The sequence below is a fragment of the Sphaerisporangium album genome (assembly GCF_003323745.1).
GTDB classification, from domain to species: Bacteria; Actinomycetota; Actinomycetes; order Streptosporangiales; family Streptosporangiaceae; genus Sphaerisporangium; species Sphaerisporangium album.
Genome location: NZ_QOIL01000023.1, coordinates 19864 through 43343 on the forward strand (window position 1 = coordinate 19864; position 23480 = coordinate 43343).

Annotated in this window: 19 protein-coding genes and 1 tRNA gene; 15 read left to right on the plus strand and 5 right to left on the minus strand. The window is 71.5% G+C overall.

Features of this window, described 5'->3' with window-relative positions:
• Nucleotides 1-87: 87 nt before the first annotated feature.
• The 5 genes from obgE (at nt 88) to DQ384_RS31970 (ending at nt 6127) form a co-directional block, all read left to right on the plus strand.
• Complete coding sequence (obgE, locus tag DQ384_RS31950; protein ID WP_114032712.1) at nt 88-1440, plus strand: GTPase ObgE; 1353 nt, start codon at nt 88-90, stop codon at nt 1438-1440.
• Between the two features lie 85 nt (nt 1441-1525).
• On the plus strand, nt 1526-2677 hold the full coding sequence (proB, locus tag DQ384_RS31955; RefSeq protein WP_220183250.1) for a glutamate 5-kinase: 1152 nt from the start codon (nt 1526-1528) through the stop codon (nt 2675-2677).
• The gene (locus DQ384_RS31960) at nt 2670-3959 is read left to right on the plus strand and encodes a glutamate-5-semialdehyde dehydrogenase (protein ID WP_114032606.1); all 1290 of its coding nucleotides are present in this window, start codon (nt 2670-2672) and stop codon (nt 3957-3959) included. Before proB ends, DQ384_RS31960 begins: the two co-directional genes overlap by 8 nt.
• Before the next feature lie 52 nt (nt 3960-4011).
• Nucleotides 4012-4191 carry a hypothetical protein gene (locus DQ384_RS31965; RefSeq protein WP_114032607.1) on the plus strand — a complete coding sequence of 60 codons (180 nt, stop codon included), beginning with the start codon at nt 4012-4014 and terminating at the stop codon, nt 4189-4191.
• A 127-nt stretch (nt 4192-4318) separates the two neighbouring features.
• On the plus strand, nt 4319-6127 hold the full coding sequence (locus DQ384_RS31970) for a serine/threonine protein kinase (RefSeq protein WP_114032608.1): 1809 nt from the start codon (nt 4319-4321) through the stop codon (nt 6125-6127).
• A gap of 97 nt (nt 6128-6224) precedes the next feature.
• Here the strand turns inward: DQ384_RS31970 and DQ384_RS31975 are convergent, their stop codons facing one another.
• Complete coding sequence (locus DQ384_RS31975; RefSeq protein ID WP_114032713.1) at nt 6225-7241, minus strand: M48 family metallopeptidase; 1017 nt, start codon at nt 7239-7241, stop codon at nt 6225-6227.
• 170 nt (nt 7242-7411) lie between these two features.
• Here DQ384_RS31975 and nadD point away from each other — a divergent pair, with 170 nt between their 5' ends.
• From nadD to DQ384_RS31995, 4 genes are all read left to right on the plus strand, one after another.
• The gene (gene nadD, locus DQ384_RS31980; protein ID WP_114032609.1) at nt 7412-8017 is read left to right on the plus strand and encodes a nicotinate-nucleotide adenylyltransferase; all 606 of its coding nucleotides are present in this window, start codon (nt 7412-7414) and stop codon (nt 8015-8017) included.
• 51 nt (nt 8018-8068) lie between these two features.
• Nucleotides 8069-8476, plus strand: coding sequence for a ribosome silencing factor (gene rsfS / locus DQ384_RS31985; protein WP_114032610.1), 408 nt, complete (start codon nt 8069-8071; stop codon nt 8474-8476).
• Nucleotides 8469-9125: a histidine phosphatase family protein gene (locus DQ384_RS31990; protein ID WP_181871548.1), complete on the plus strand. Its 657-nt coding sequence runs from the start codon at nt 8469-8471 to the stop codon at nt 9123-9125. Before rsfS ends, DQ384_RS31990 begins: the two co-directional genes overlap by 8 nt.
• A gap of 294 nt (nt 9126-9419) precedes the next feature.
• Nucleotides 9420-10322: an aminoglycoside phosphotransferase family protein gene (locus DQ384_RS31995; protein ID WP_114032714.1), complete on the plus strand. Its 903-nt coding sequence runs from the start codon at nt 9420-9422 to the stop codon at nt 10320-10322.
• Between the two features lie 154 nt (nt 10323-10476).
• Here the strand turns inward: DQ384_RS31995 and DQ384_RS32000 are convergent, their stop codons facing one another.
• On the minus strand, nt 10477-10905 hold the full coding sequence (locus tag DQ384_RS32000) for a PPOX class F420-dependent oxidoreductase (protein WP_114032612.1): 429 nt from the start codon (nt 10903-10905) through the stop codon (nt 10477-10479).
• Between the two features lie 265 nt (nt 10906-11170).
• On the opposite strand from DQ384_RS32000, the gene DQ384_RS32005 reads away from it, so the two are divergent.
• A tRNA-Ala gene (locus DQ384_RS32005) sits at nt 11171-11243 on the plus strand.
• 299 nt (nt 11244-11542) lie between these two features.
• On the plus strand, nt 11543-12850 hold the full coding sequence (locus DQ384_RS32010; protein ID WP_114032613.1) for a D-arabinono-1,4-lactone oxidase: 1308 nt from the start codon (nt 11543-11545) through the stop codon (nt 12848-12850).
• Between the two features lie 59 nt (nt 12851-12909).
• Here DQ384_RS32010 and DQ384_RS32015 read toward each other — a convergent pair whose 3' ends face one another.
• Nucleotides 12910-13899 (minus strand): 2-dehydropantoate 2-reductase, encoded by a 990-nt coding sequence (locus tag DQ384_RS32015; RefSeq protein ID WP_114032614.1) that lies wholly within the window; start codon nt 13897-13899, stop codon nt 12910-12912.
• Nucleotides 13900-14099: 200 nt separating this feature from the next.
• On the opposite strand from DQ384_RS32015, the gene DQ384_RS32020 reads away from it, so the two are divergent.
• The 4 genes from DQ384_RS32020 to DQ384_RS32035 all read left to right on the plus strand — a co-directional run bounded on the left by DQ384_RS32020 (nt 14100) and on the right by DQ384_RS32035 (nt 20943).
• Nucleotides 14100-15803: a thiamine pyrophosphate-binding protein gene (locus tag DQ384_RS32020; RefSeq protein ID WP_114032615.1), complete on the plus strand. Its 1704-nt coding sequence runs from the start codon at nt 14100-14102 to the stop codon at nt 15801-15803.
• An 8-nt stretch (nt 15804-15811) separates the two neighbouring features.
• The gene (frc, locus tag DQ384_RS32025; protein WP_114032616.1) at nt 15812-17038 is read left to right on the plus strand and encodes a formyl-CoA transferase; all 1227 of its coding nucleotides are present in this window, start codon (nt 15812-15814) and stop codon (nt 17036-17038) included.
• Nucleotides 17038-19170: an acetate--CoA ligase family protein gene (locus DQ384_RS32030; RefSeq protein WP_114032617.1), complete on the plus strand. Its 2133-nt coding sequence runs from the start codon at nt 17038-17040 to the stop codon at nt 19168-19170. Before frc ends, DQ384_RS32030 begins: the two co-directional genes overlap by 1 nt.
• Before the next feature lie 390 nt (nt 19171-19560).
• A complete protein-coding gene (locus DQ384_RS32035) occupies nt 19561-20943 on the plus strand; it encodes an OFA family MFS transporter (protein WP_114032618.1) in 1383 nt (460 codons plus the stop codon).
• Between the two features lie 285 nt (nt 20944-21228).
• Here the strand turns inward: DQ384_RS32035 and DQ384_RS32040 are convergent, their stop codons facing one another.
• Together DQ384_RS32040 and DQ384_RS32045 are read right to left on the minus strand one after the other, a co-directional pair.
• Nucleotides 21229-21975, minus strand: coding sequence for a GntR family transcriptional regulator (locus DQ384_RS32040; protein ID WP_114032619.1), 747 nt, complete (start codon nt 21973-21975; stop codon nt 21229-21231).
• A gap of 137 nt (nt 21976-22112) precedes the next feature.
• Nucleotides 22113-23417, minus strand: a complete 1305-nt coding sequence (locus DQ384_RS32045) for an MFS transporter (protein WP_114032620.1) — start codon at nt 23415-23417, stop codon at nt 22113-22115.
• Between the last annotated feature and the right edge of the window lie 63 nt (nt 23418-23480).

A 23480-nucleotide genomic window follows, 5' to 3' on the forward strand; every position in this document is an offset into this window, starting at 1 on the left:
AGTGCGACGTCACGAGGGGGCGCCCGCCGAGCGCGGCGGAGCGGCGGCGTGGGGCCGCGAGGACACGCCGATGAGAGGGAGATGACGGTGGCCGAGTTCGTGGACCAGGTGGTCCTGTACGTCAAGGCAGGTGACGGGGGCAACGGCTGCGCGTCGATCCACCGCGAGAAGTTCAAGCCGCTGGGCGGCCCCGACGGCGGCAACGGCGGGCGCGGGGGCGATGTGATCCTCGAGGTCGACGCCAGCACCTCCACCCTGCTCGACTACCACCACCGCCCCCACCGCAAGGCCGGCAACGGCAAGCAGGGCATGGGCTCCAACCGGGACGGCGCCACCGGCGAGGACGTCGTGCTGAAGATCCCCAACGGCACGGTGGTGAAGGACGCCAAGACCGGCGAGGTGCTGGTCGACCTGGTCGGCGCCGGCACGCGGTACGTCGTGGCCCAGGGCGGCTTCGGCGGGCTCGGCAACGCCGCGCTGGCCTCGACCAGGCGCAAGGCGCCGGGTTTCGCGCTGCTCGGTGAGAACGGCGACGAGCGCGAGGTCGTCCTGGAGCTGAAGACCGTCGCCGACGTCGCGCTCGTGGGGTACCCGAACGCGGGCAAGTCCTCGCTGATCGCCGCGCTGAGCGCCGCCCGGCCCAAGATCGCCGACTACCCGTTCACCACGCTGGTGCCCAACCTCGGCGTCGTCACCGCGGGCGAGACGGTGTTCACCGTCGCCGACGTCCCGGGCCTGATCCCGGGCGCCTCGCAGGGCCGCGGGCTCGGCCACGAGTTCCTGCGCCACGTCGAGCGGTGCTCGACGATCGTCCACGTGCTCGACTGCGCGACGATCGAGCCGGGCCGCGACCCGCTGACCGACTTCGAGGTGATCGAGGGCGAGCTGGCCGCGTACGGCGAGCTGGACGATCGCCCGCGCCTGGCGGTGCTGAACAAGAGCGACGTGCCGGACGCCCGCGAGCTGGCCGAGATGGTGCGGCCGATGCTGGAGGAGCGCGGCCTGCGGGTCTTCACGATCTCCGCGGCCACCCACGACGGCCTGCGCGAGCTCTCGTTCGCCATGGCCGAGATGGTCGCCGCCCACCGCGCCGCCAAGCCCGTCGAGGAGCCGACGCGGCTGGTCATCCGGCCCAAGCAGTACGGCGACGCCGGGTTCGAGGTCCGGCGGGTCGACGAGCACACCTTCCAGGTCACCGGCGAGAAGCCCGAGCGGTGGATCCGCCAGACCGACTTCGCCAACGACGAGGCCGTGGGCTACCTCGCCGACCGGCTGGAGCGGCTCGGCATCGAGAAGGCGCTGGCCGAGGCCGGGGCCACCGAGGGCGCCGAGGTCGTGATCGGCCCGATGGAGGGCGGCTACGTCTTCGACTGGCAGCCCACCCTGGACGCCGCGGCGGCCCACCAGGGCCCGCGCGGGTCGGACAACCGCATCGTGTAGACGGCCTCCGGCGGCCGGCCGGGGGCGAGGCGAGGCCGCACCGGTGAGCGGGTCGCGGCAGGGCAGCGGTAGGAAAGGTGTGAACGTGGAGAACGCGGGTCGGGAGCGGGTCGCCGCCGCGGCACGTCTGGTCGTCAAGATCGGTTCTTCGTCGCTGACGACCCCCGAGGGCACGATCAACGTCGACCGGGTGGACGCCCTGGTGGACGTGCTGGCCGCCCGGGCGCGCACCGGCACGCAGCTCGTCCTGGTCTCCTCGGGCGCCATCGCCGCAGGCCTCGGCCCGCTCGGGCTGGGCGCCCGTCCGCGTGACCTGGCGACCCAGCAGGCCGCCGCCTCGGTCGGCCAGGGCGTGCTGGTCGCCCGGTACACCTCGTCCTTCGCCCGCTACGGCCTGCGCGTCGGCCAGGTCCTGCTCACGGCCGACGACATGATGCGCCGCTCCCACCACCGCAACGCCCAGCGTACGCTGGCGCGGCTGCTGGAGCTCGGCATCGTCCCGGTGGTGAACGAGAACGACACGGTGGCCACCGACGAGATCCGCTTCGGGGACAACGACCGCCTGGCCGCCCTGGTGGCGCACCTGATCCACGCCGACGCGCTGGTGCTGCTGTCGGACGTGGACGCCCTGTACGACGGCGACCCGCGCCAGCCGGGAGCCCGGCGCATCCCCCTGGTGCGGGGGCCGGAGGACCTGGAGGGCGTCGAGCTCGGCCGGTCGGGGCGGGTCGGCACCGGCGGCATGATCACCAAGGTGGAGGCCGCGCGCATCGCCACCGGCGCGGGGGTCCCGGTCGTCCTCACCGCGGCCGCCCACGCCGCCCAGGCCGTGGCCGGGGCGGACGTCGGCACGTTCTTCCAGCCGGACGGCCGCCACCCGGGCACCCGCCTGCTGTGGCTGGCCCACGCCACCACCGGCCGGGGCCGCCTGCATCTGGACGCCGGGGCCGTCGAGGCCGTGGTGAGCCGCCGCAAGTCCCTGCTGCCGGCCGGGGTGACGCTGGTGGAGGGCGATTTCACCGCGGGCGACCCCGTCGACCTGTACAGCCCGCACGGCACGCCCGTGGCCCGGGGCCTGGTGAACTTCGACGCGGCGGAGATCCCCGAGCTGCTCGGCCGGTCCACGCGCGAGCTGGCCGCGAGCCTCGGCCCGGAGTACGAACGCGAGCTGATCCACCGCGACGACATCGTCATACTCGACCCCATCACCGAGAGCAGGAGCGCCAGGCATGTCTGAGGCCGAAGACTTCACCAGGGTCGCCCACGCCGCCAGGGAGGCCGCCGCCGAGCTGGCGCCGCTGCCGCGCGCTCCCAAGGACGCCGCGCTGCGGGCGGTCGCCGACGCCCTCGTGGCCCGCGCCAAGGAGATCGTCGAGGCCAACGCGCTCGACATCGAGGCCGCGCGCGCGTCCGGCACCGCCGAGACGATGATCGACCGGCTGCGGCTGGACGAGAAGCGCGTCGAGTCGATCGCCGTCGCCGTCCGCGAGGTCGCCGACCTGCCCGACCCGGTCGGCGAGGTCGTCCGGGGGAGCACGCTGCCGAACGGGCTGGAGCTGCGCCAGATCCGCGTGCCGCTCGGCGTCGTCGGCATCATCTACGAGGGCCGGCCCAACGTCACGGTCGACGCCGCCGCGCTGTGCCTCAAGAGCGGCAACGCGGTGCTGCTGCGCGGCTCCTCCAGCGCCTACCGCTCCAACACGGTCCTGGTCGAGGTCATGCGGGACGCGCTGCGGGGAACCGAGGTGCCCGCCGACGCCGTCCAGCTCGTGCCGGGGGCCACCCGCGAGTCGGTCAAGCACCTCATGCGCGCCCGCGGGCTGGTCGACGTACTGATCCCGCGCGGCGGCGCGTCGCTGATCAACACGGTGGTCGAGGAGTCCACGGTCCCGGTGATCGAGACGGGCGTCGGCAACTGCCACGTCTACGTCGACGCCGACGCCGACCTGGACCTGGCCCTGGAGATCCTGGTCAACGCGAAGGTCCAGCGGCCGTCGGTGTGCAACGCGGCCGAGACGTTCCTGGTGCACGCCGCGGTCGCCGACGCGTTCGTCCCGGCCGCCCTGGCCCGGCTCGCCGCCGAGGGGGTGACCGTGCACGGGGACGAGCGCGTCGCGGCGTACGGCGACCACGTCGTGCCGGCAGGCGACCAGGACTACCGGGACGAGTACCTCTCGCTGGACATCGCCGCCGCCGTCGTGGACTCGCTGGAGGACGCCGTCGCCCACATCCGGCGGTACGGCTCGGCGCACACCGACGCGATCGTCACCCGCTCCCAGCGGGCGGCCCGGAGGTTCGTCTCCCTGGTCGACTCGGCCGCGGTGGCGGTGAACGCCTCGACCCGGTTCACCGACGGGGGCGAGTTCGGGTTCGGGGCCGAGATCGGCATCTCCACGCAGAAACTCCACGCCCGCGGGCCGATGGGGCTTCCCGAGCTGACCTCGACCAAGTGGGTCTACATCGGCGAGGGTCACCTGCGCACCTCCACCGGCACCGTGATCGCGGGTGACGTCGAGTAATCGGCGTGTCGCTCCTCGTGTCCGGCGTCCCGGGGCGCTTGACTGGTTCCTCATGGGACTCTTCTTCGCCCTCGGGTACGCCGTCGCGGTGGTCGTGGCGGCGGATCGGCTGATGCTGTGGCTGGAGCGCCGCGGGCACGTGAACTGGCGGCGCAGGGGCAGGAAGTCCCTGTCCGCGAGCCCCAGCGTCCGCCTGGACAGCCTTTTCGAGGAGTCGCCCCGCTCCCGGTAGCCCCCCGGGCCGACTCGGTACGAGCGGGATGGGCTACGTGTCCCGACGTTTCCGGACAAAACCGCGGCATGACGTCCGGCGCGCCGCCGTTGATTACCGGCGGATCGGCGCTATGGTGGCGTTCCCTATGGGTCAACGGCGAGTGGGCGGGCTCGGCAGAGTCGGTCCGTACTCCATGGTCGAGCGCCTCGGCCGCGGTGGCATGGGCGAGGTCTATCTCGCCGTCAGCAAGCGCGGGGCGAAGGTCGCCGTCAAGATCCTTCGCGACCCCATCGGAGACGATCCCGAGGCGCGATTAAGGCTGGACCGCGAGGTGCGGGCGCTGCGGCGGGTCGAGAGCCCGTACGTGGCACGGGTCCTGGACTGCGACCTGTCCGGCGAGCGTCCCTACCTCGTCATGGAGCACATCGAGGGCGAGACCCTCCTGGACGCGGTCCGGCGCGGCGGCCCCCTGTCGGGCTCGCAGCTGGTCGACCTCGCCCGGGGGCTCGCCACCGCGATCGCGATCATCCACGCCTCCGGGGTCATCCACCGCGACGTGAAGCCGGCCAACGTGGTGCTCGGCCCGGACGGTCCCGTGCTGATCGACTTCGGCATCGCGCAGGTGTCGGACGCGACCCGGCTCACGATGACCGGCACGTTCCTCGGCACGCCCGGCTACAGCGCGCCGGAGGTGTTCGCCGAGGAGTCCGTCGGCGAGCCCTCGGACGTCCACTCGTGGGCCGCCACGGTCGCGTTCGCGGCCACCGGGCGCCCGACGTTCGGCCGCGGCACGGTCGAGGCGCAGATGTACGCCGTGCTGAACGGGCGCGCCGACCTAGCCGGGGTGCCCGGCTCGCTGCTGCCGCTGGTGAGGGCGGCGCTGAACCGCGAGCCCGACAAGCGGCCCACGGCCGCGCTGCTCGCCGACCGGCTGTCCCGCCTGGCCCGCGCCACGGCGCCCGCCACGCCCCCCGTCCCCGTCGCCGGACGGCTGCGGGCCGACGCGGCCCCCGCCAAGACGCGTGCCGACGCCGCTCCCGCCAAGACGCGTGCCGACGCCGCTCCCGCCAAGACCCGCGCGGAGGCGGGTCCCGCGCGGACGCGCGCCGACGCCGCCCGTCCGCGTCCTGAGGACCCGGCGGGCGCTCGCGCGGACGATTCGCCCACCCGCGAGGACGCGGCGGCCGACACGCCGTCCGGGGCCCGCAAGAAGCCCGCCGTCCCGGGCCGCCGTCCTCCCCGCCCCCCGGCCTCCGCCGAGCGCGGGCGGCGCGGCGAGGCGGCCGGCACGCGCGCCGGACCGGGGGAGAGGGCCCGGCGAACCGCCGCGAACGTGAAGGAGAACGTCAAAGAGAAGGCCAAGGAAGGCGTACGCCGGTCGGTGCTCGGCGCCGAGGCGGCCCCGTCCGCGCCCTCGGCGGGGTCCTCGCCGCCGGGCAGCGCCGTCCTGGTCGTGCTCGCCATGGTCGCCGTCCCCTGCGTCGTGGCCTCGGTGATCTGGCCGCTGGCGACGTTCGTGATCACGGCGTCGTTCTGCGTGCTGGCCCGCGCGTGGTGGGGAGGGCACTGGCTGGTCAGGAGGCGCAGGTCGCCACGCGTCCGGGGCACCGTGCGGCTGGTGACGTTCCCGGTCGCCCTGGCCGGGGCGGCGCTCACCGCGGCCGTCTGGCCCGGCCTGCCCGCCTCCGCCATCGCCGCCTCGGCGTTCTGGGTGACCGCCGGAGGGCACATCGACGAAGGATGGTGGACGTCGGCCGGCCCGATGACGGTGGCGGGGGTGGTGTTCGGCGTGGTCTGCGGTGGAATCGTCGGCCGGGAGGTCGAGCGCATCGGCGGCCACGTGCCCGACCTGCGCAGGGAGGGCCTGCGCGCGCTGTCCGTCCTCGGAGGGTTCGTCGCGTTGTGCGCGGCCGCCGTCCGCGTCCTGGCGTGGGTGATCCCGCACGCCCTGTGAACCGGCACGCCCTGTGAACCCGGCCAGGCCGTGCCTCAGGACCGGCGGCGCCGCTCAGGGGCGTGCCGCCGGGCCCGGCCGGGAACCACGGGCCCGCTCAGTTGTCCCTGCGGGCGAACCGGTTGAAGATGCGCTCACCGGCGTTGACGGCGCCCTCGGCGACGTCGCGCAGCACGCCGATGAACGGGTCCTGGGACTGCGCCCACGACTCGCGGTACGAGCGCGCGGCCGCCTTGACCTCCTCGGAGATGCTGGCGTTGGCGTCGTCCTCGCGGCGCGGGTAGTTGCCGGCCAGGATGGCCTCGTACTCGCCGCCCCGCCGCCAGCGGTCCAGCTCGGCCACGCGCATCACCGCGAACGGGTGGGTGCTGCCGAGCAGGTTGAGGACCTTCAGCAGGCCGTCGCGCACGTCACCGGCGGTGTCGTACTCGCGGGCCTGGTCGAGGAAGGCCTCGATGTTCATCTCGTGCAGGCGCGAGCCGCCGGCGAGCTTCATCAGCGCCCGCATGGCCGCCTCGGGGTCCTGGCCGCAGAGCAGGCCGCCACGGTCGGCGGAGAGCTCGGCCTTGCGGTGCCATTCCTCGAGGGCGGTGACGATGACGCGCAGCCCGATGTAGCCGAGCGGGATCCACGCCACGCGGGTGGCGAGACGGGTGAGGATCGCCAGCATCGTGCCGTAGACGGCGTGCCCCGACAGGATGTGCGAGGTCTCGTGCCCGACGACGAAGCGCAGTTCCTCCTCGTCCATGAGGTCCAGGAGGCCGGTGTTGATGACGATGAACGGGTCGTCGAAGCCGACGGCCATGGCGTTCGGTCTCGGGTCCTGCTGGACGTAGATCTCCGGGATCCGGTGGAGGTCGAGGAGGTAGGCGCTGTCGCGTCCCATGTCGTACAGGGCGCGGAACTGGGTCTCGCTCGCGCGCACCGACGACGCGAGGAACATCAGCCGCAGGCGACGCTCGCTGAACAGGCCCGACATGCGCTTGAGCACCGAGTCGAAGCCGGACAGGGAACGCATCGCGACAAGAGCCGACCGGTCAGCTGGATGTTCGTACGCCCGGGAGCTGATGCCGGGCAGCTGTACACGGTTGCGATCCGGGGTGGTGGTGGTCATGGTCGGCATGCTACGTCCGGGCGACTGCCCGTGCGCGGCGATGCAAAACGCTTTCGCGCGCGCCGCAAGCCCGGACACCCGCTCGGGATCACGCGGGCGGACCGGGGCGGGCCGTCCTGCGCGGGGGGTGGGCGCCGACGCGCCCCGCGCGGCGCGTTAGTGTCCCTCGCATGAGAAACGGGGCTCCCATCAGGCGACTCGGCATCATGGGCGGGACGTTCGACCCCATCCATCACGGCCACCTGGTCGCCGCGAGCGAGGTCGCCCACCACTTCCATCTCGACGAGGTGGTGTTCGTCCCTACCGGCCAGCCGTGGCAGAAGGCGGACCAGGCGGTGTCCGCCGTCGAGGACCGTTACCTGATGACGGTCATCGCCACCGCGTCCAACCCGCGCTTCTCGGTCAGCCGGGTGGACGCGGACCGCCCGGGGCCGACCTTCACGATCGACACCCTGCGCGAGATCGCCGGAATGTACGGCCCGGACGTCGAGTTGTACTTCATCACGGGCGCCGACGCGCTGGCGCAGATCTTGAGCTGGCGCGACGTAGATGAGCTCTTCACCATCGCCCATTTCGTAGGCTGTACCCGACCGGGGCATGTGCTTCACGACCCTGGTCTCCCGAAGGGAAAGGTCAGCCTCATCGAGATACCGGCGCTCGCGATCTCGTCCTCGGAATGCCGCCAGCGCGTGGCCGCGGGGGAGCCGATCTGGTATCTGGTTCCCGACGGGATTGTTCAGTACATCAACAAGCGGGGACTGTACCGGGCATCCTGATAATAGGAAGGGCGGGACCTTGTACGCCGCACAGGAGGAACAATCCACATCGTGACCGCATCGGAAAGATCGCTCCAGCTTGTGGCGCTGGCCGCAGAGGCCGCGGCCGAGAAGCTGGCCGACGACATCATCGCCTATGACGTGAGCGAGCAGCTCGTCATCACCGACGCCTTCCTGCTCTGCTCCGCCTCCAACGACCGCCAGGTGCGCGCCATCGTCGACGAGATCGAGGAGCGCCTGCGGATCGAGGCCCACGCCAAGCCGGTCCGCAGGGAAGGCGAGCGCGAGGGCCGCTGGGTGCTGCTGGACTACCTCGACATCGTGGTCCACGTCCAGCATGAGGAGGACCGCACCTTCTACGCGCTCGAGCGCCTGTGGAAGGACTGCCCCGCCATCTCGCTCCCGGACTCCGTCACGCGGGTCCGAGCTCAGCGGGCGCGCGGGACCGCAGGTGAGTGACGGGCGGGGCGGAGGCCGCCGCATCGTCTTCTGGCGCCATGGCCAGACGCTCTGGAACGTCGAGCAGCGCTTCCAGGGCCATACCGACATACCCCTGGACGAGACGGGCATCGCGCAGGCCGAACGTGCCGCGTCGTTGCTCGCCTCGCTGCGCCCGTCCCTGATCGTCTCGTCCCACCTGCGCCGCGCCCACGACACGGCCGCCGCGCTCGGCGGCATCGTCGGGCTCGACGTCAAGGTCGACAAGGACCTGCGCGAGCGAGGCGGCGGCGAGTGGGAGGGCCTGACGCGCGCCGAGATCGCCGCGGGATGGCCCGTCCAGTACGCCGAATGGGAGGCCCCCGGCGGCGAGGCGGTGACGGAGGTCGCCGACCGCGTCGTGGCCGCCACCAAGCGCTGGGTCGCGCAGATGGAGGAGGGCGGCCTGATGGTGATCGCCTCCCACGGAGCGGCGATCCGCCTTGGTCTCTCGCGGCTGCTCGGCCTCCCCGAGGAACTGTGGCCGATCCTGGGCGGCCTCGCCAACTGCTCCTGGTCGGTGGTCCAGGAGGGCCGCAAGGGCTGGCGCCTCCTCGAACACAACGCCGGCACCCTGCCCGAGCCGGTCAACAGCGACGACAAACCCGAATCCGCCCCTGCCGCCACCTGATTCCTCCCGGGACGCCTACCCGGCGCGGCATCACCCGCGCCGGGCCCCGCCCTCACTTCTCCTATTCCGCCGTCCCCACAGGCCTCGCCGCCGTGAGGGAGCCTTGGACGAGCAACGAGCTGACGGAGAACGTCGGCCTTTACTCGTGTTGACCCCAGAACCGGCTGCCGTTGAGGAATGGGTGATCCGCTTTGCGCCGGAGCATTGCATCGCAAACCCGCCCGAGGTGCTCGCCGCAGAGCCGAAAACACGTTGCGGCGGAAAGCATGGGCGCGCGACGATCCCGGCGTGAAGATGCACGCCGACCAGTTGACGGTGACACCCGAGACGGTGCGCGCGTTGGTGGACGAGCAGTACCCCGAGTGGCGGAGCATGCCGATCACGAGCATCGCCGCGCATGGGACGGTCAACGCCATCTTCCGCATCGGCGACCGCTTCACGGCTCGGTTCCCTCTCCAGGCCGGAAACGTCGACACGACACGGCGATGGCTGGAGTCCGAAGCGGAGGCGGCCCGCGAGCTGGTAGGTCGCACGCGGTTTCCCACGCCCGAGCCGGTCGCGCTCGGTGAACCGGGAGCGGGATACCCGCTTCCGTGGTCGGTGCAGACATGGCTGCCCGGCGTCGTGGCCACCGACGAGGACCCGGGCGAATCAGTCGCATTCGCCCACGACATGGCTGATCTCCTCAACGACCTGCGTGCCATCGACACGCGTGGCCGTACGTTCGCCGGCAAAGGTCGTGGAGGCGACCTTCCATCTCACGACGCGTGGATGGAAACGTGTTTCACGCGCAGCGAAGAACTTCTGGACGTTCGCCGGCTTCGCCGAGCGTGGACAGACCTTCGAGAACTGCCGCGGGAAGCAGCCGACGTGATGACCCACAGTGATCTCATCCCCGGCAACGTGCTCGTGTCCGCCGGCCGGCTGGCCGGGATTCTCGACGTCGGCGGCTTCGGACCGGCCGACCCTGCCCTAGACCTTGTGAGTGCCTGGCATCTGCTCGAAGCCGGGCCGCGGCAGGTGCTCCGCCTGGACCTCGGGTGCGACGGCCTCGAATGGGAGCGAGGCAAAGCGTGGGCCTTCGTCCAGGCGATGGGGCTCGTCTGGTACTACCTCGAGACCAACCCGGCCATGAGCCGGATGGGCCGACGCACCCTGGAACGCATCCTGGCGGACGAATCGCAGGCAAACTTCTGAACAGAGCGCCATTCCGCCGGGCACCCTGCCGACCGGTCGTTGGCGTGCGGTAGGTGAGGGTTGCGCTTTGCTGGGCCCGGCACCACTGGAATCGTGGCGAACTGGGCGAATTCCCCTTATGGCGCCGTCGCGAGCGCGACCCGTGTCGTGACGCTCAGCGGATCTTCTGGCCGTACACGTGCTCGACCGTCATCGCCATGAGCACCCTGCGGTCGGACACCATGGCGGCCCGGTACTCATCCCAGTCCGGGTGCTCGCCGGCGGCGCGGCGGTAGTAGTCCACCAGGGCCTCGACCTCGGGACCATGGGGATCCGTCCCCGGCCCGGTGAGCGTCGCGGTGCCCTCCGCGGTGGCCCACGCCCCGCCGTCGGGGCTGGTGACCTCCAGCGTGGCCCGGGGATCCCGGCGCAGGTTCGCCGTCTTGGCTCGTCCTTCGACCATCGAGACGTAGATGACTTCGGCCTCCGGGTCGTAGAAGGGCAGTACCGGGGAAAGTTGCGGGCGGCCGTCGCTCTTGATCGTCGCGAGGACACCGAGCCTGCTTTCCGCGAGCAGCGCGCGCGGGTCGAATGTGGCGGTCATGCCTATGCCAAGTCGCGATCGGATGCCGGTTATTCCTTCGCTCGCACGTGCAACGCGGTCAGCGGGACGGCGATGTGGTTCTCGCTGTCGGGGGGCGGCGAGCCAAAGTAGTGCGGGGTGCTCAGCGCCGCGCCGACGACCGGAGGCCGGCCATCCGACCCTCCGGGAACCGGCCGGCGAGGCGGGATGTGTCGATTAGGTGAATGGCCGGGTGTCGCTATATGCTCTCCGAGCGCCGCGACGGGAACACCCAGAGCGGTGACAAGGGGCTATAGCGCAGTTGGTAGCGCGCCTCCATGGCATGGAGGAGGTCTGGGGTTCGAATCCCCATAGCTCCACACGAGCTACGTGCGGGCCGGTCTGCTCGCGTCACCATCCCCGTTCGCGCCGGACGCAGCGATCGCCCTTGCTCCCCGTCTGTGTCCTCTCCCTGGCCGGTCGGCCGGAAGACGCGCGGGCGGCTGAACCACCTCCAGCCAGATGCGGAAATCCCCGTACTCGTTGATCTAGGGGCGACGCGCGAAACGCCGTCGACGATGAGAACGGCGTCCGCCGCCGTCCGGTTCTGAGGGCTCTGCCGGGAGAGAGGGCGGGGTGCACTAGCGTTGCCTTACTTCACCCCGGGAAAGGTCGTGCCTTGTCAGAAAAAATCACGAACTGGGCGGGTAACGTCGCATTCCGCGCGGAGCGCGTCGAGCGGCCGTCGTCCCTGGAGGAACTGCGGGCTCTGGTGGCGCGCAGCGGCAAGGTGCGGGTCCTGGGAAGCGGGCACTCGTTCACCCGCATCGCCGACACGCCCGGGGTGCTGGTCTCACTGGACGGGTTGCCGATGGGCATCGAGATCGACGAGGACGGGACGGGAGTGCGGGTCACCGGAAGCGTCCGGTACACCGAGCTCGGCCCCCGCCTGCACGACATGGGATACGCCCTGCACAACCTGGCGTCGCTGCCGCACATCTCGGTCGCCGGGTCCTGCGCGACGGCGACGCACGGCTCCGGGGTGGCCAACAGGAACCTCGCCACCGCCGTGTCGGAGATCGAGCTGGTCACCGCGGACGGCGATCTCATCACCATCGACCGTGGCGACGAGCGGTTCGCGGGCGCGGTGGTGGGCCTCGGCGCGCTCGGGGTCGTGGTGGGCATGACGCTGGACGTCGAGCCGACCTACGAGGTACGCCAGCGCGTCTATGAGGGGACGATGCGGTTCGAGGCCCTGGACGACCACTTCGACGACCTGCTCTCCGCGGCCTACAGCGTGGGCCTGTTCACGAGATGGCGCGGCCCGTACCTCCACCAGATCTGGGTGAAGGAGCGTGTCGGCGGCGACGCCCCGCCCGCGGCCCCCGGCCTGTTCGGGTCCCCGGCGGAGGGGACGCGCGGCAATGTCCCCGCCCTGCTGGGCGCAACACTGGCGGACGGCCCCCGGCATCCCATCCCGGGCATGTCGCCGGTGCACTGCACCGAGCAGATGGGCGTCCCGGGCCCCTGGCACGAGCGCCTGCCGCACTTCCGGGCCGACTTCACCCCGAGCGCCGGTGAGGAACTGCAGTCGGAGTGGATGGTGGACCGCCGGCACGCGGTCGGGGCGCTGCACGCGCTCGCGGCCGTGCGCGACCGCATCGCCCCCGTGCTGCAGATCACCGAGATCCGGACGATCGCCGCTGACGACCAGTGGCTCAGCCCCTGCTACGGGCGCGACTCGGCCGCCTTCCACTTCACCTGGGTCGCGGACGTGGAGGCGGTGCTGCCCGTGATCGGCCTGGTGGAGGAGCAGTTGGCGCCCTTCGAGCCCCGGCCGCACTGGGGGAAGCTGTTCACCGTGCCGGCCGAGACGCTGCGCACCCGGTACGAGCGGCTGCCGGACTTCCGGAAGCTGGCCCGCGACCTGGACCCGGCGGGCAAGTTCGCCAACGAGTTCGTGGACGAGTACGTCCTCAGCGAGTAGAAGCCCCGTGGCGCCCGGCCGCGCGGCGGGGACACCGCGCGGCCGGGAGTCGTACGGGGTCAGGGGGCGGGGACGGGGACGCGGCGGGCCTGCTGGTCGAGCAGGTCCGTCACCGCGTGGATCGAGCGCAGGGTGGGGACGTCGGCGCCGGTCAGGTCCGCCAGCTCGACCACGGCCGCCAGCAGTACGTCCAGCTCCAGGGGCTTGCCCTTCTCCAGGTCCTGGAGGGTCGAGGTCTTGTGCTCGCCGGCCTTCTCGGCGCCGGCGAGGCGGCGTTCGATGGAGATCTCGGGCTCGCAGCCGACGCGGCGGGCGACCTCCAGCGTCTCGCGCATCATGGCGACGACCAGCTCGCGTGCCCGCGAGTGGCGGCAGATGCCCGCCATCGTGGCCCGGGACAGCGCGCTGATCGGGTTGAACGCGATGTTGCCCATGAGTTTGATCCAGATGTCCTTGCGCAGGTCGGCCTCGACCGGGCACTTGAGGCCGCCAGCGACCATGGCCTCGCCGAAGGCCGTGCACCGGGCGGAGATCGTCCGATCCGGTTCGCCGATCGAGAAGCGGGTGCCCTCCAGGTGCCGGACGACGCCGGGCGCCTCGATCTCGGTGGCGGCGTAGACCACGCAGCCGATCGCGCGGCGCAGCGGCAGCGCGTTGGTGACGCTGCCCCCGGGGTCGACGCTCTCGATGCGGTAGCCCTCGTAGGGGCCGGGTAAGCCGTGGAAGTACCACCACGGGATGCCGTTCTGGGCGGCCACGATGGCGGTGGTCTCGTGCAGTAGCGGGCGGATCATGGGCCCGGCCGCCGCGTACGCGTTGGCCTTGAGGCCGAGGAAGACGTAGTCCACCGGCCCGACCTCCGCCGGGTCGCCGGTGGCGTTCGGGTGACCGGTGAAGTCACCTCGGGGGCTGAGCACGCGTACGCCGGACGCGCGCATGGCGGCCAGATGGGCTCCACGGGCGATGAGATGGGTCTCGACGCCCGCCCTGTGCAGGGCGGCGCCTACATACGCGCCGATGGCGCCCGCGCCAACAACTGCGACCTTCACGAAGGGGCTCCGTCCTCACGCCGACGATTGCATTCGGTATACAGTATGGAAAATTTGCGGTCAAGCCTCGCCCGGAACCGTGGACGTGGCCGAGGGATCCCGTATCGCAGCGCATCGAATGGGTCTGGACAACAGGTGACATGCGGGATAACGATGGCTTCATACGGTATGCAGTATGCACTTTGAGAGGACGGCTGCAGATGTCCGAGTCAGCAACCCCGCCCGCCGAGCCGGCCCCCGACCGCATCTCGGGCGGCCACCTCGTGGCCAAGGCCCTCAAGGCCGAGGGCGTCGATGTGATCTTCACGCTGTGCGGCGGTCACATCATCGACATCTACGACGGCTGCGTGGACGAGGGCATCGACGTCATCGACGTGCGCCACGAGCAGGTGGCCGCGCACGCCGCGGACGGGTACGCCCGGATCACCGGCAAGCCCGGATGCGCCGTCGTCACCGCGGGTCCCGGCACCACCGACGCCGTCACCGGGGTCGCCAACGCGCTGCGGGCCGAGAGCCCCATGCTGCTCATCGGCGGCCAGGGAGCGCTGAGCCAGCACAAGATGGGCTCGCTGCAGGACCTCCCGCACGTCGACCTGATGACGCCGATCACCAAGTTCGCCGCCACCGTGCCCTCGACCGAGCGGGTGGCCGACCTGGTATCGATGGCGTTCCGCGAATGCCACAGCGGCGCGCCGGGGCCGTCGTTCCTGGAGATCCCGCGCGACGTGCTCGACGCCACCGTCCCGCTGGAGCGGGCGCGCATCCCCAAGGCCGGGCACTACCGCGCCTCCACGCGCCAGGCCGGCGACCCGGCCGCGATCGAGCGGCTCGGCGACCTGATCGCCCACTCCGAGAAGCCCTGCGTCCTGCTGGGCAGCCAGGTGTGGACCTGCCGGGCCACGGGCGACGCCGTGGAGTTCGTCCGCGCGCTCAACATCCCCGCGTACATGAACGGCTCGGGCCGCGGCACGCTGCCGCCCGGCGACCCGCACCACTACCAGCTCTCCCGCCGGTACGCGTTCAGCAACGCCGACCTGATCATCATCGTCGGCACGCCGTTCGACTTCCGCATGGGCTACGGCAAACGGCTCTCGGCCGACGCGACCGTGGTGCAGATCGACCTCGACTACCGCACGGTGGGCAAGAACCGCGACATCGACCTCGGCATCGTCGGGGACGCCGGGCTCGTGCTCTCGGCGGCAGCTGCGGCGGCGACCGGGCGCGAGGACAACGGCAGCGCCCGCCGCAAGAGGTGGATGGAGGAACTGCGCGAGGTCGAGACCAAGGCGTTCGAGAAGCGCCTGTCCCGCCAGCTCTCCGACGCGACGCCCATCGACCCGTACCGGCTCGTCCACGAGATCAACGAGTTCCTCACCGAGGACTCGATCTACATCGGCGACGGCGGCGACATCGTCACCTTCTCCGGCCAGGTGGTGCAGCCGAAGTCGCCCGGCCACTGGATGGACCCCGGCCCGCTCGGCACGCTCGGCGTCGGCGTGGCGTTCGCGATGGCCGCCAAGTACGCCCGGCCCGACAAGGAGATCGTCTGTCTGTTCGGTGACGGCGCGCTGAGCCTCACCGGGTGGGACTTCGAGACGATGGTCCGCTTCGACCTGCCGTTCATCGGCGTGGTCGGCAACAACTCCTCGATGAACCAGATCCGCTACGGCCAGGCCGCCAAGTACGGCGAGGCCAGGGCGCGGGTCGGCAACACCCTCGGCGACGTCAGGTACGACGAGTTCGCCCGCATGCTCGGCGGCCACGGCGAGGAGGTCCGCGACCCGGCGGACATCCGTCCCGCGATGGAGCGCGCCCGCGCGTCCGGCAGGCCGTCGCTGATCAACGTGTGGATCGACCCGGACGTGTACGCCCCCGGGACCATGAACCAGACGATGTACAAGTAGGGAAGGCGATGAGCAGAGCACTCGAAGGCGTCCGCGTCCTCGACATGACCCACGTCCAGTCCGGGCCCTCGTGCACGCAGATGCTCGGATGGCTCGGCGCCGACGTCGTCAAGCTGGAGTCCCCGTCCGGGGACATCACCCGCCAGCAGCTTCGCGACATTCCAGGCGTCGACAGCCTGTACTTCACGATGCTCAACTGCAACAAGCGCAGCATCACGCTGAACATGAAGAGCGAGCGCGGCAAGGAGATCTTCACCGCCCTGGTACGCGAGGCCGACGTGCTGGTGGAGAACTTCGGCCCCGGCGCCGTCGACCGCATGGGGTTCACGTGGGACCGGCTCAAGGAGCTCAACCCGCGCCTGGTGTACGCGTCGATCAAGGGCTTCGGCCCGGGCAGGTACGCCGGGTACAAGGCCTACGAGGTCGTCGCCCAGGCCATGGGCGGCTCGATGAGCACCACCGGCTTCGAGGACGGCCCGCCGCTCGCCACCGGCGCGCAGATCGGCGACTCGGGCACCGGCGTGCACGCCGTCGCCGGCATCCTCGCCGCGCTCTACCAGCGCGAGCAGACCGGCAGGGGACAGCGGGTGCAGGTGGCCATGCAGCACGCCGTGCTGAACCTGTGCCGCGTCAAGCTGCGCGACCAGCAGCGCCTGGCGCACGGCCCCCTCGCCGAGTACCCCAACCGCACGTTCGGCGACGAGGTCCCGCGCTCGGGCAACGCCTCCGGCGGCGGGCAGCCGGGCTGGGCGGTGAAGTGCGCCCCCGGCGGGCCGAACGACTACATCTACGTGATCGTGCAGCCGCCGGGCTGGCGGCCGATCGCGCGCATCATCGGACGCCCCGAGCTGGCCGACGACCCCGAGTGGGCCACGCCGGAGGCGCGTCTGTCCAAGCTGGACAAGATGTTCCAGCTCATCGAGGAGTGGACGAGCCTGCACGGCAAGTGGGCGGTGCTCGACGCGCTCAACGCCGAGAACATCCCCTGCGGGCCGATCCTGTCGACCAAGGAGCTCATCGAGGACGAGACGCTGCGCGGCCAAGGCGTGATCATCGACGTCGAGCACCCCGAGCGCGGCGGCTTCACGACGGTCGGCAGCCCCCTCCAGCTCTCGGACTCCCCGGTGACCGTCACCACCCCGCCCCTGCTGGGCGAGCACAACGAAGAGGTGTACGCCGGTCTCGGGCTGTCTGCCGGTGACGTGGCCGAGCTGCGAAGAAACGGAGTGATCTGATGACCGCCGAGGCGGACGGCGTGCGCGAGGTGCTGGAGAAGGCCCGCGCGGAGGGCCGGACGGCGCTGACGGCTCCCGAGGGCAGGAAGATCTGCGAGGCGTACGGCATCGCCACCCCGGGCGAGGGCCTGGCCACCACGGCGGACGAGGCCGTGGCCATCGCGGGGGACATCGGGTTCCCCGTCGTGATGAAGATCGTGTCGCCGGACATCCTGCACAAGACCGAGGCCGGCGGCGTCATCGTCGGGCTCCACACGGCCGAGGAGGTGCGCGGCGGCTTCGACCGCATCCTCGCGTCGGCGAGCGCGTACGACCCGGACGCGGCGATCGACGGCGTGCAGGTGCAGCGCATGCTGGACGGCGGCCACGAGGTCATCATCGGCGCGGTCACCGACCCGACGTTCGGCAAGGTCGTGGCCTTCGGCCTCGGCGGCGTGCTGGTCGAGGTGCTCAAGGACGTGACCTTCCGGCTGGCGCCGCTCTCGCGCGGGGACGCGCTCGGGATGCTCGACGACATCAAGTCGGCCGAGGTCCTGCGCGGCGTGCGCGGCGCGGAGGGCGTGGACCGTGAGGCGCTCGCCGGCATGATCGAGCGGGTCGGCGCGCTCGTGGCCGACTTCCCGGAGATCTCCGAGGTCGACCTCAACCCGGTGTTCGCGACCGCGTCCGGGGCGACGGCGGCGGACGTGCGCATCCTGCTCGACCCCGAGCCGGTGAAGCCCGCCGAGCGGTTGTCGCGCGAGCGGATCCTCGCCTCGATGAACCGCATCTTCAAGCCCAGGTCGGTGGCCGTGATCGGCGCGTCGGCCGAGGCCGGCAAGATCGGCAACTCGGTGATGCGCAACCTCATCGACGGCGGCTACCAGGGCCGGGTCTTCCCGATCAACCCCAAGGCCACGGAGATCATGGGCCTGCCCGCGTACGCCCGCGTCTCCGACGTGCCCTACGACGTGGACGTCGCCGTGTTCGCGATCCCCGCCAAGCTCGTCGCCGGCGCGCTGGAGGACGCGGGGAGCAAGGGCGTCGCGGGCGCGATCATGATTCCGTCCGGGTTCGCGGAGACGGGCAACCACGAGGGCCAGGACGAGATCGTCGAGATCGCCCGCCGTCACGGCGTGCGGCTGCTCGGCCCGAACATCTACGGCTACTACTACACCCCCGAGCACCTGTGCGCGACGTTCTGCACGCCGTACGACGTGAAGGGCGGCGTCGCGCTCAGCTCGCAGAGCGGCGGCATCGGCATGGCCATCCTGGGCTTCAGCCGCACCAGCAAGATGGGCGTCTCGGCGATCGTCGGCGTGGGCAACAAGGCCGACATCGACGAGGACGACCTGCTCACGTTCTTCGAGCAGGACGACAACACCAACTGCGTGGCCATGCACATGGAGGACCTGAAGGACGGCCGCGGCTTCGTCGAGGTCGCCAAGCGGGTCTCCCGCACCAAGCCGGTCATCGTGCTCAAGGCCGGGCGCACCGCGATGGGAGCCCGGGCGGCGGGCTCGCACACCGGCGCGCTGGCCGGCGACGACAAGGTGTACGACGACATCCTGCGCCAGGCCGGGGTGGTGCGGGCGCCGGGGCTGAACGACATGCTGGAGTACGCCCGCGCCCTGCCCGTCCTGCCGGCCCCCAAGGGCGAGAACGTCGTCATCATCACCGGCGCCGGCGGCTCGGGTGTGCTCCTCTCGGACGCCTGCGTCGACAACGGGCTGTCCCTCATGGAGATCCCGCCCGACCTGGACGAGGCGTTCCGCGCGTTCATCCCGCCGTTCGGGGCCGCGGGCAACCCGATCGACATCACCGGCGGCGAGCCCCCGAGCACGTACGCCAACACGGTCAGGCTCGGCCTGTCGGATCCGAGGATCCACGCGCTGGTGCTCGGCTACTGGCACACGATCGTGACCCCGCCGATGGTGTTCGCGAAGCTCATCTCCGAGGTGGTGGCCGAGGAGCGGGCGAAGGGCAACGACAAGCCGGTGGTCGCGTCGCTCGCGGGCGACACCGAGGTCGAGGCGGCCTGCGACTACCTGTTCGACCACGGCATCGTCGCCTACCCGTACACGACCGAGAAGCCCGTGGCCGTCCTCGGGGCGAAGTACCGCTGGGCCAGGGCGGCGGGCCTGCTCGGCTGAGCGCCTCGGCCGGTCGTCACGACCGGCCGCACAGACCGGCCCGTTCGCCGGGCACGGCCGGTTCGCGCGGCGCCGGAGCCGTGGCGGTGGACCTTTTGGCGGTCCACCGCCCGGACCTCCATGACGGCGTCACGCGCGGACCGGCCCGCGTACCTGACCCCCGCCGCGAACGCGCGGCGAGGGAGAGGAGGCCGTATGTCCACGCCCTGATCGACCAGAAAACGCACGGCCCGCCGGCACGGCGGACGGGGCGTCGCCGACACGTCGGCAACGGCGGCGCCCAGGCACCGGCACAGCAAGGCACTGGCACAGCAAGGCACAAGCACGACAAGGCACAAGCACGTCGGGGAACAGGGGAGCACTGGTCAACGCCTACGAAAGCGATTTTCGATGACCACTGTAGCACCGAGTTATCGTGAGATCACCGACAGCAATGGCCGGGTGTACCGGATAGGCGAGAGCCCCCGGGACATCATGGGTCGGCCGCGCTGGCTCATGGTCCTGCTGCCATGGATCGGCATGATGGGCATCAGCGTCTCGGAGTACGCCTTCGGGTCCGCCGAGGAGACGCTGCACGACGCGCACGGGTGGTCCGCCACCAACATCTTCTGGCTGCTGAGCGTCTGGGTCTTCTTCCAGGCCGCCGTGGCCTTCCCCGCCGGCTACCTCCGCGAGAGCGGCAAGCTGTCGGCGCGGGCCGCGATGCTCACGGGCGCGGCGGGCGCCTTCCTCGGATATCTGGCGCTCAGCCACGCGCCGAACATCTTCTGGGCCTACCTCGGGTTCGGCTTCTTCGGCGGCGCCGGCGCGGGCGTCGTCTACGCGACCTGCATCAACATGGTCGCCAAGTGGTACCCCGAGCGGCGCGGCGGCAAGACGGGTTTCGTCAACGGCGGGTTCGCCTACGGGTCGGTCCCGTTCGTCTTCATATTCACGACGTACATGCACGAGAACAACTACCAGTCGGTGCTCGACCTGGTCGGCGTGTACGTGCTGGTCGCCGTGCTGGTGGCCGGGCTGTTCTTCAAGGACCCGCCGAAGAACTGGTGGCCCGCGCACGTCGACCCGCTGAAGGTCGACGCCAACGCGCGGACGCTGCTGAAGAACCCGCCCGCGGTGCGCCAGTACAAGCCGAAGGAGGCCATCAAGACCGGCATGCTCCCGCTGATGTGGGTGTGCCTGCTCTTCACGGCGGGCGTGAACATCTTCGGCATCGCCTTCCAGGTGCCCTTCGGCAAGGAGATGGGCTTCGCCGGCGGGATCGTCGCCCTCGCGATGAGCCTCAAGGCGATCGTGAACGGCACCGGGCGCGGCGTCATCGGCTGGATCTCCGACCTGGTCGGACGGCGTCAGACGCTCACCATCGTCTGCGTGATCCTCGGCCTCGCGCAGTTCGCGGTGCTGTGGTCGGGGTCGCTCGGCAACATGCCGCTGTTCCTGCTCTCCTCGATGATCTCCGGCTTCGGCGGCGGCGCGATCTTCCCGCTGTTCGCGGCGATGACGGCGGACTACTTCGGGGAGAACAACAACGCGACGAACTACGGCCTCGTCTACTCGTCCAAGCTGGTCAGCGGCCTGCTCGGGTCGGGTATGGGCGCCGTGGTGGTGGGCGCGTGGGGGTACGGCGGCGCGTTCTTCCTCGCGGGAGGCACCAGCCTCGCGGCCGGCGTGCTGTCGCTGTTCCTGCGCCAGCCCGGGCGTCCGCGCCACAGGGCCGCCACCGCGCCCTCGGGATCGACCCTGACCCCGGCGTCCGAGGGGGCCTCTGGCTGACCCCGCGGACGCCACCGGCGAGAGCGGTCTCGCGAGCGGGTTCGCGGTCGATCCCGGAGGGCGTCAGGTTCGTGTGAACCGACTGGAAAAGTCATCTGTCCGTCGATGAAGGACCGGCGGCGCGCCTGCCGACTGGGGAGGCTCCCTCTCCCCGGCGGCCGGCGCGCCGCCATGTGTGCCCCACCCCCGGGGCTGTGTACCTTCCCCCTTAAAGTCGTCCCGGATTGTTTCGCCGGAGCGGTCCCTGAGTAACTTCCACGTCAAAACCCCGCCCGTGAGCGGTCCTCAGCCGCCGAAAGGGGCGGGCGCCCGCCTCTTCCTGCGGCGGCTCGGCAGCGGCTGCGGGGCTTCCTCCTCGCCGAGTTGGTTCAGGTAGAGGTGGCGGGTCTGCTCGGTGTGGTTCTTCATGATCTCGCCGGCGCGGTCGGCGTCACCGGCGGCGATGGCGTCGATCAGCGCGGTGTGCTCCTCCCAGGAGGCGCGGCCGCGCTGGCGGGCCACGGGGGTGTGGTACCAGCGCACCCGGCGGGAGACCTGGGCGGCCAGGTCGCCGAGCACGGTGTTGCCGGACAGCTCCATGACCGTCGCGTGCAGATCGGAATTGATCGCCACCGCGTCGTCGACGTCGTCGGCCTCGACGGCGGCCAGGCCGCGCGAGCACAGGGCGCGCAGCCTGGCCACGCCTTCGTCGGTGCGGTTGCGGGCCGCGAGGCGGGCGGCCTCGGTCTCCAGGAGGGATCGGACGGCGAGGAGCTGGTCGGCCTCCTCGGCGGTGGGCGCGTGCACGAAGGCGCCGTGTCCGGGGTGCAGGTCGACCCAGCCTTCGCCGCTGAGCAGCTGGAGCGCCTCGCGGATGGGCTGGCGGGAGACGCCGAGCATCTCGGCCAGCTCGCTCTCGGCGAGGTGCCGGCCGGGGCGGAGGCTGCCGTTGATGATCAGTTCGAGGAGCGCCTCGAAGACGCTCTCACGGAGCGGGACGGGACGCGCGATCCTGGGTGCGGCTGCTTTGCCCGCCAGATCCGACCGCGACATTTCTTCAACTCCAGTGGGAATTATGGGAGGACCGCGAGCCGCACGGCCGCCTAGAAGTTTTCGGTCAACTGCCTACAGCATACAGTCTGGAACACGATCTCCCGGGTGAGCCGGGTCACACTGGGGTGTGCGTCACGTCACACCGGGGTCGGCAGCGTCACCGGACGCCCGGGTACGCGCAGACCGAAACCAGCCGCGGCCGTCAGCGCGGCGACCGCGGCCGCCACCCCGAACGCCGCCGGAAGGCCCCATGAGGCCCACGCCAGCGCGGCCAGCCCGGTCCCGAGCACGCCGGCGACGGCCTTGGCGCTGTAGACGGCGCCGTGGATCTCGGCGGTGTGCTCCTCGCCGAAGTACTCGCGCACCAGGCTCGCGACGAGCGGGTAGAACGCGCCGCCGCCGAGGCCCGCGAGCCCCGCCGCGGCGACGACGAGCGGCCCCGACCCCGCCGCGAAGCCGGCAGCCAGCAGCGCCTGGCCCGCGGCGAGCACGGCCAGCGTCCCGCCGAGCACGCGCCTGCGGCCCGCGACCTCCGAGGCCAGCACGGCGCAGGCCCGCCCGGCGCCGTTGAGCGTGACCAGGAGGGCGAGCGCGACCCACGGCGCCCCGGGGACCTCCGCCATGGCGAGGGCGACGACGTCGAACAGCGAGACCGCCCCCGCGCAGGCCAGGATCGCCGCGAGCCGGGACAGCGCGCCGGTCCGCAGCGCCTGCCCCATGGAGAACTGCCGGACGGCGGGCGGCGTCCGGCGCAGGATCAGCCGGTCGAGCGCGTGCGCCCGGGGGTCGACGCCGTGCGGCCACCAGTGCCTGGGAGGCAGCCGGACGAACCAGGCGGCCGCGCCGACGAGCGGCAGCGCGAGGGCCGCGGAGACGACGAAGACCGGGCGCAGCAGGTGGGGGGCGAGGCCGAGGACCACGGCGAGCGGCGCGGCGCCGTAGGCGTAGGCCCCGGTCGCGTAGGCGACCCACCGCGCGGGCCGCTCGGGGTACCAGCGCGCGACGACCTCGGTGCACACGCCGTAGACCAGCCCGCCGCCGACGCCCCCGGCCAGGGAGTAGCCGGCGAGGAGGGCCGGGGTGCCGGTCGCGGTGGCCACCATCAGCAAGGCCGCGGCGCTCAGCACGGCTCCGGCCGCCAGCGCGGGGCGCACGCCGAGCCGGCCGCGGCGCACCAGGTGGATCGCGGGGACGGCGGCGACGGCCTGGCAGGCGATCCAGACGGTCAGCGGGAGGAGCACGGCGAGGACCGAGCCGTCGTGCCGGCCGAGCAGGACGGGGGTGGCCGCCGCGTACCCGTACTGCAGGGGCGCGATGGCGATCATGGCGGCCCAGGGGAGCCAGAACATCCAGGACCGGGGACGGCCGGTCAGCTCGCGGGCGGTGTGCCCGACCAGATAGGGGCGTCCGCGCCAGTCGCGGACGAGCAAGGGATTCTCCATACTGTATGGAATATCCCGTTAATGACCTCCTGTCGAGGCTCTGGACGGTCGTTCTTCCATACG

Bases quoted from the DNA above. Each gene is read 5' to 3' on its own strand.
- DQ384_RS31960 (WP_114032606.1), top strand. From the start codon at position 2,670: ATGTCTGAGGCCGAAGACTTCACCAGGGTCGCCCACGCCGCCAGGGAG.
- frc (WP_114032616.1), top strand. From the start codon at position 15,812: ATGAGCAGAGCACTCGAAGGCGTCCGCGTCCTCGACATGACCCACGTC.
- DQ384_RS31975 (WP_114032713.1), bottom strand. From the start codon at position 7,241: ATGACCACCACCACCCCGGATCGCAACCGTGTACAGCTGCCCGGCATC.
- DQ384_RS31995 (WP_114032714.1), top strand. From the start codon at position 9,420: ATGCACGCCGACCAGTTGACGGTGACACCCGAGACGGTGCGCGCGTTG.
- DQ384_RS31970 (WP_114032608.1), top strand. From the start codon at position 4,319: ATGGGTCAACGGCGAGTGGGCGGGCTCGGCAGAGTCGGTCCGTACTCC.
- DQ384_RS32040 (WP_114032619.1), bottom strand. From the start codon at position 21,975: ATGTCGCGGTCGGATCTGGCGGGCAAAGCAGCCGCACCCAGGATCGCG.
- DQ384_RS32020 (WP_114032615.1), top strand. From the start codon at position 14,100: ATGTCCGAGTCAGCAACCCCGCCCGCCGAGCCGGCCCCCGACCGCATC.
- DQ384_RS32045 (WP_114032620.1), bottom strand. From the start codon at position 23,417: ATGGAGAATCCCTTGCTCGTCCGCGACTGGCGCGGACGCCCCTATCTG.
- DQ384_RS31965 (WP_114032607.1), top strand. From the start codon at position 4,012: ATGGGACTCTTCTTCGCCCTCGGGTACGCCGTCGCGGTGGTCGTGGCG.
- nadD (WP_114032609.1), top strand. From the start codon at position 7,412: ATGAGAAACGGGGCTCCCATCAGGCGACTCGGCATCATGGGCGGGACG.
- DQ384_RS32035 (WP_114032618.1), top strand. From the start codon at position 19,561: ATGACCACTGTAGCACCGAGTTATCGTGAGATCACCGACAGCAATGGC.
- DQ384_RS32030 (WP_114032617.1), top strand. From the start codon at position 17,038: ATGACCGCCGAGGCGGACGGCGTGCGCGAGGTGCTGGAGAAGGCCCGC.
- DQ384_RS32000 (WP_114032612.1), bottom strand. From the start codon at position 10,905: ATGACCGCCACATTCGACCCGCGCGCGCTGCTCGCGGAAAGCAGGCTC.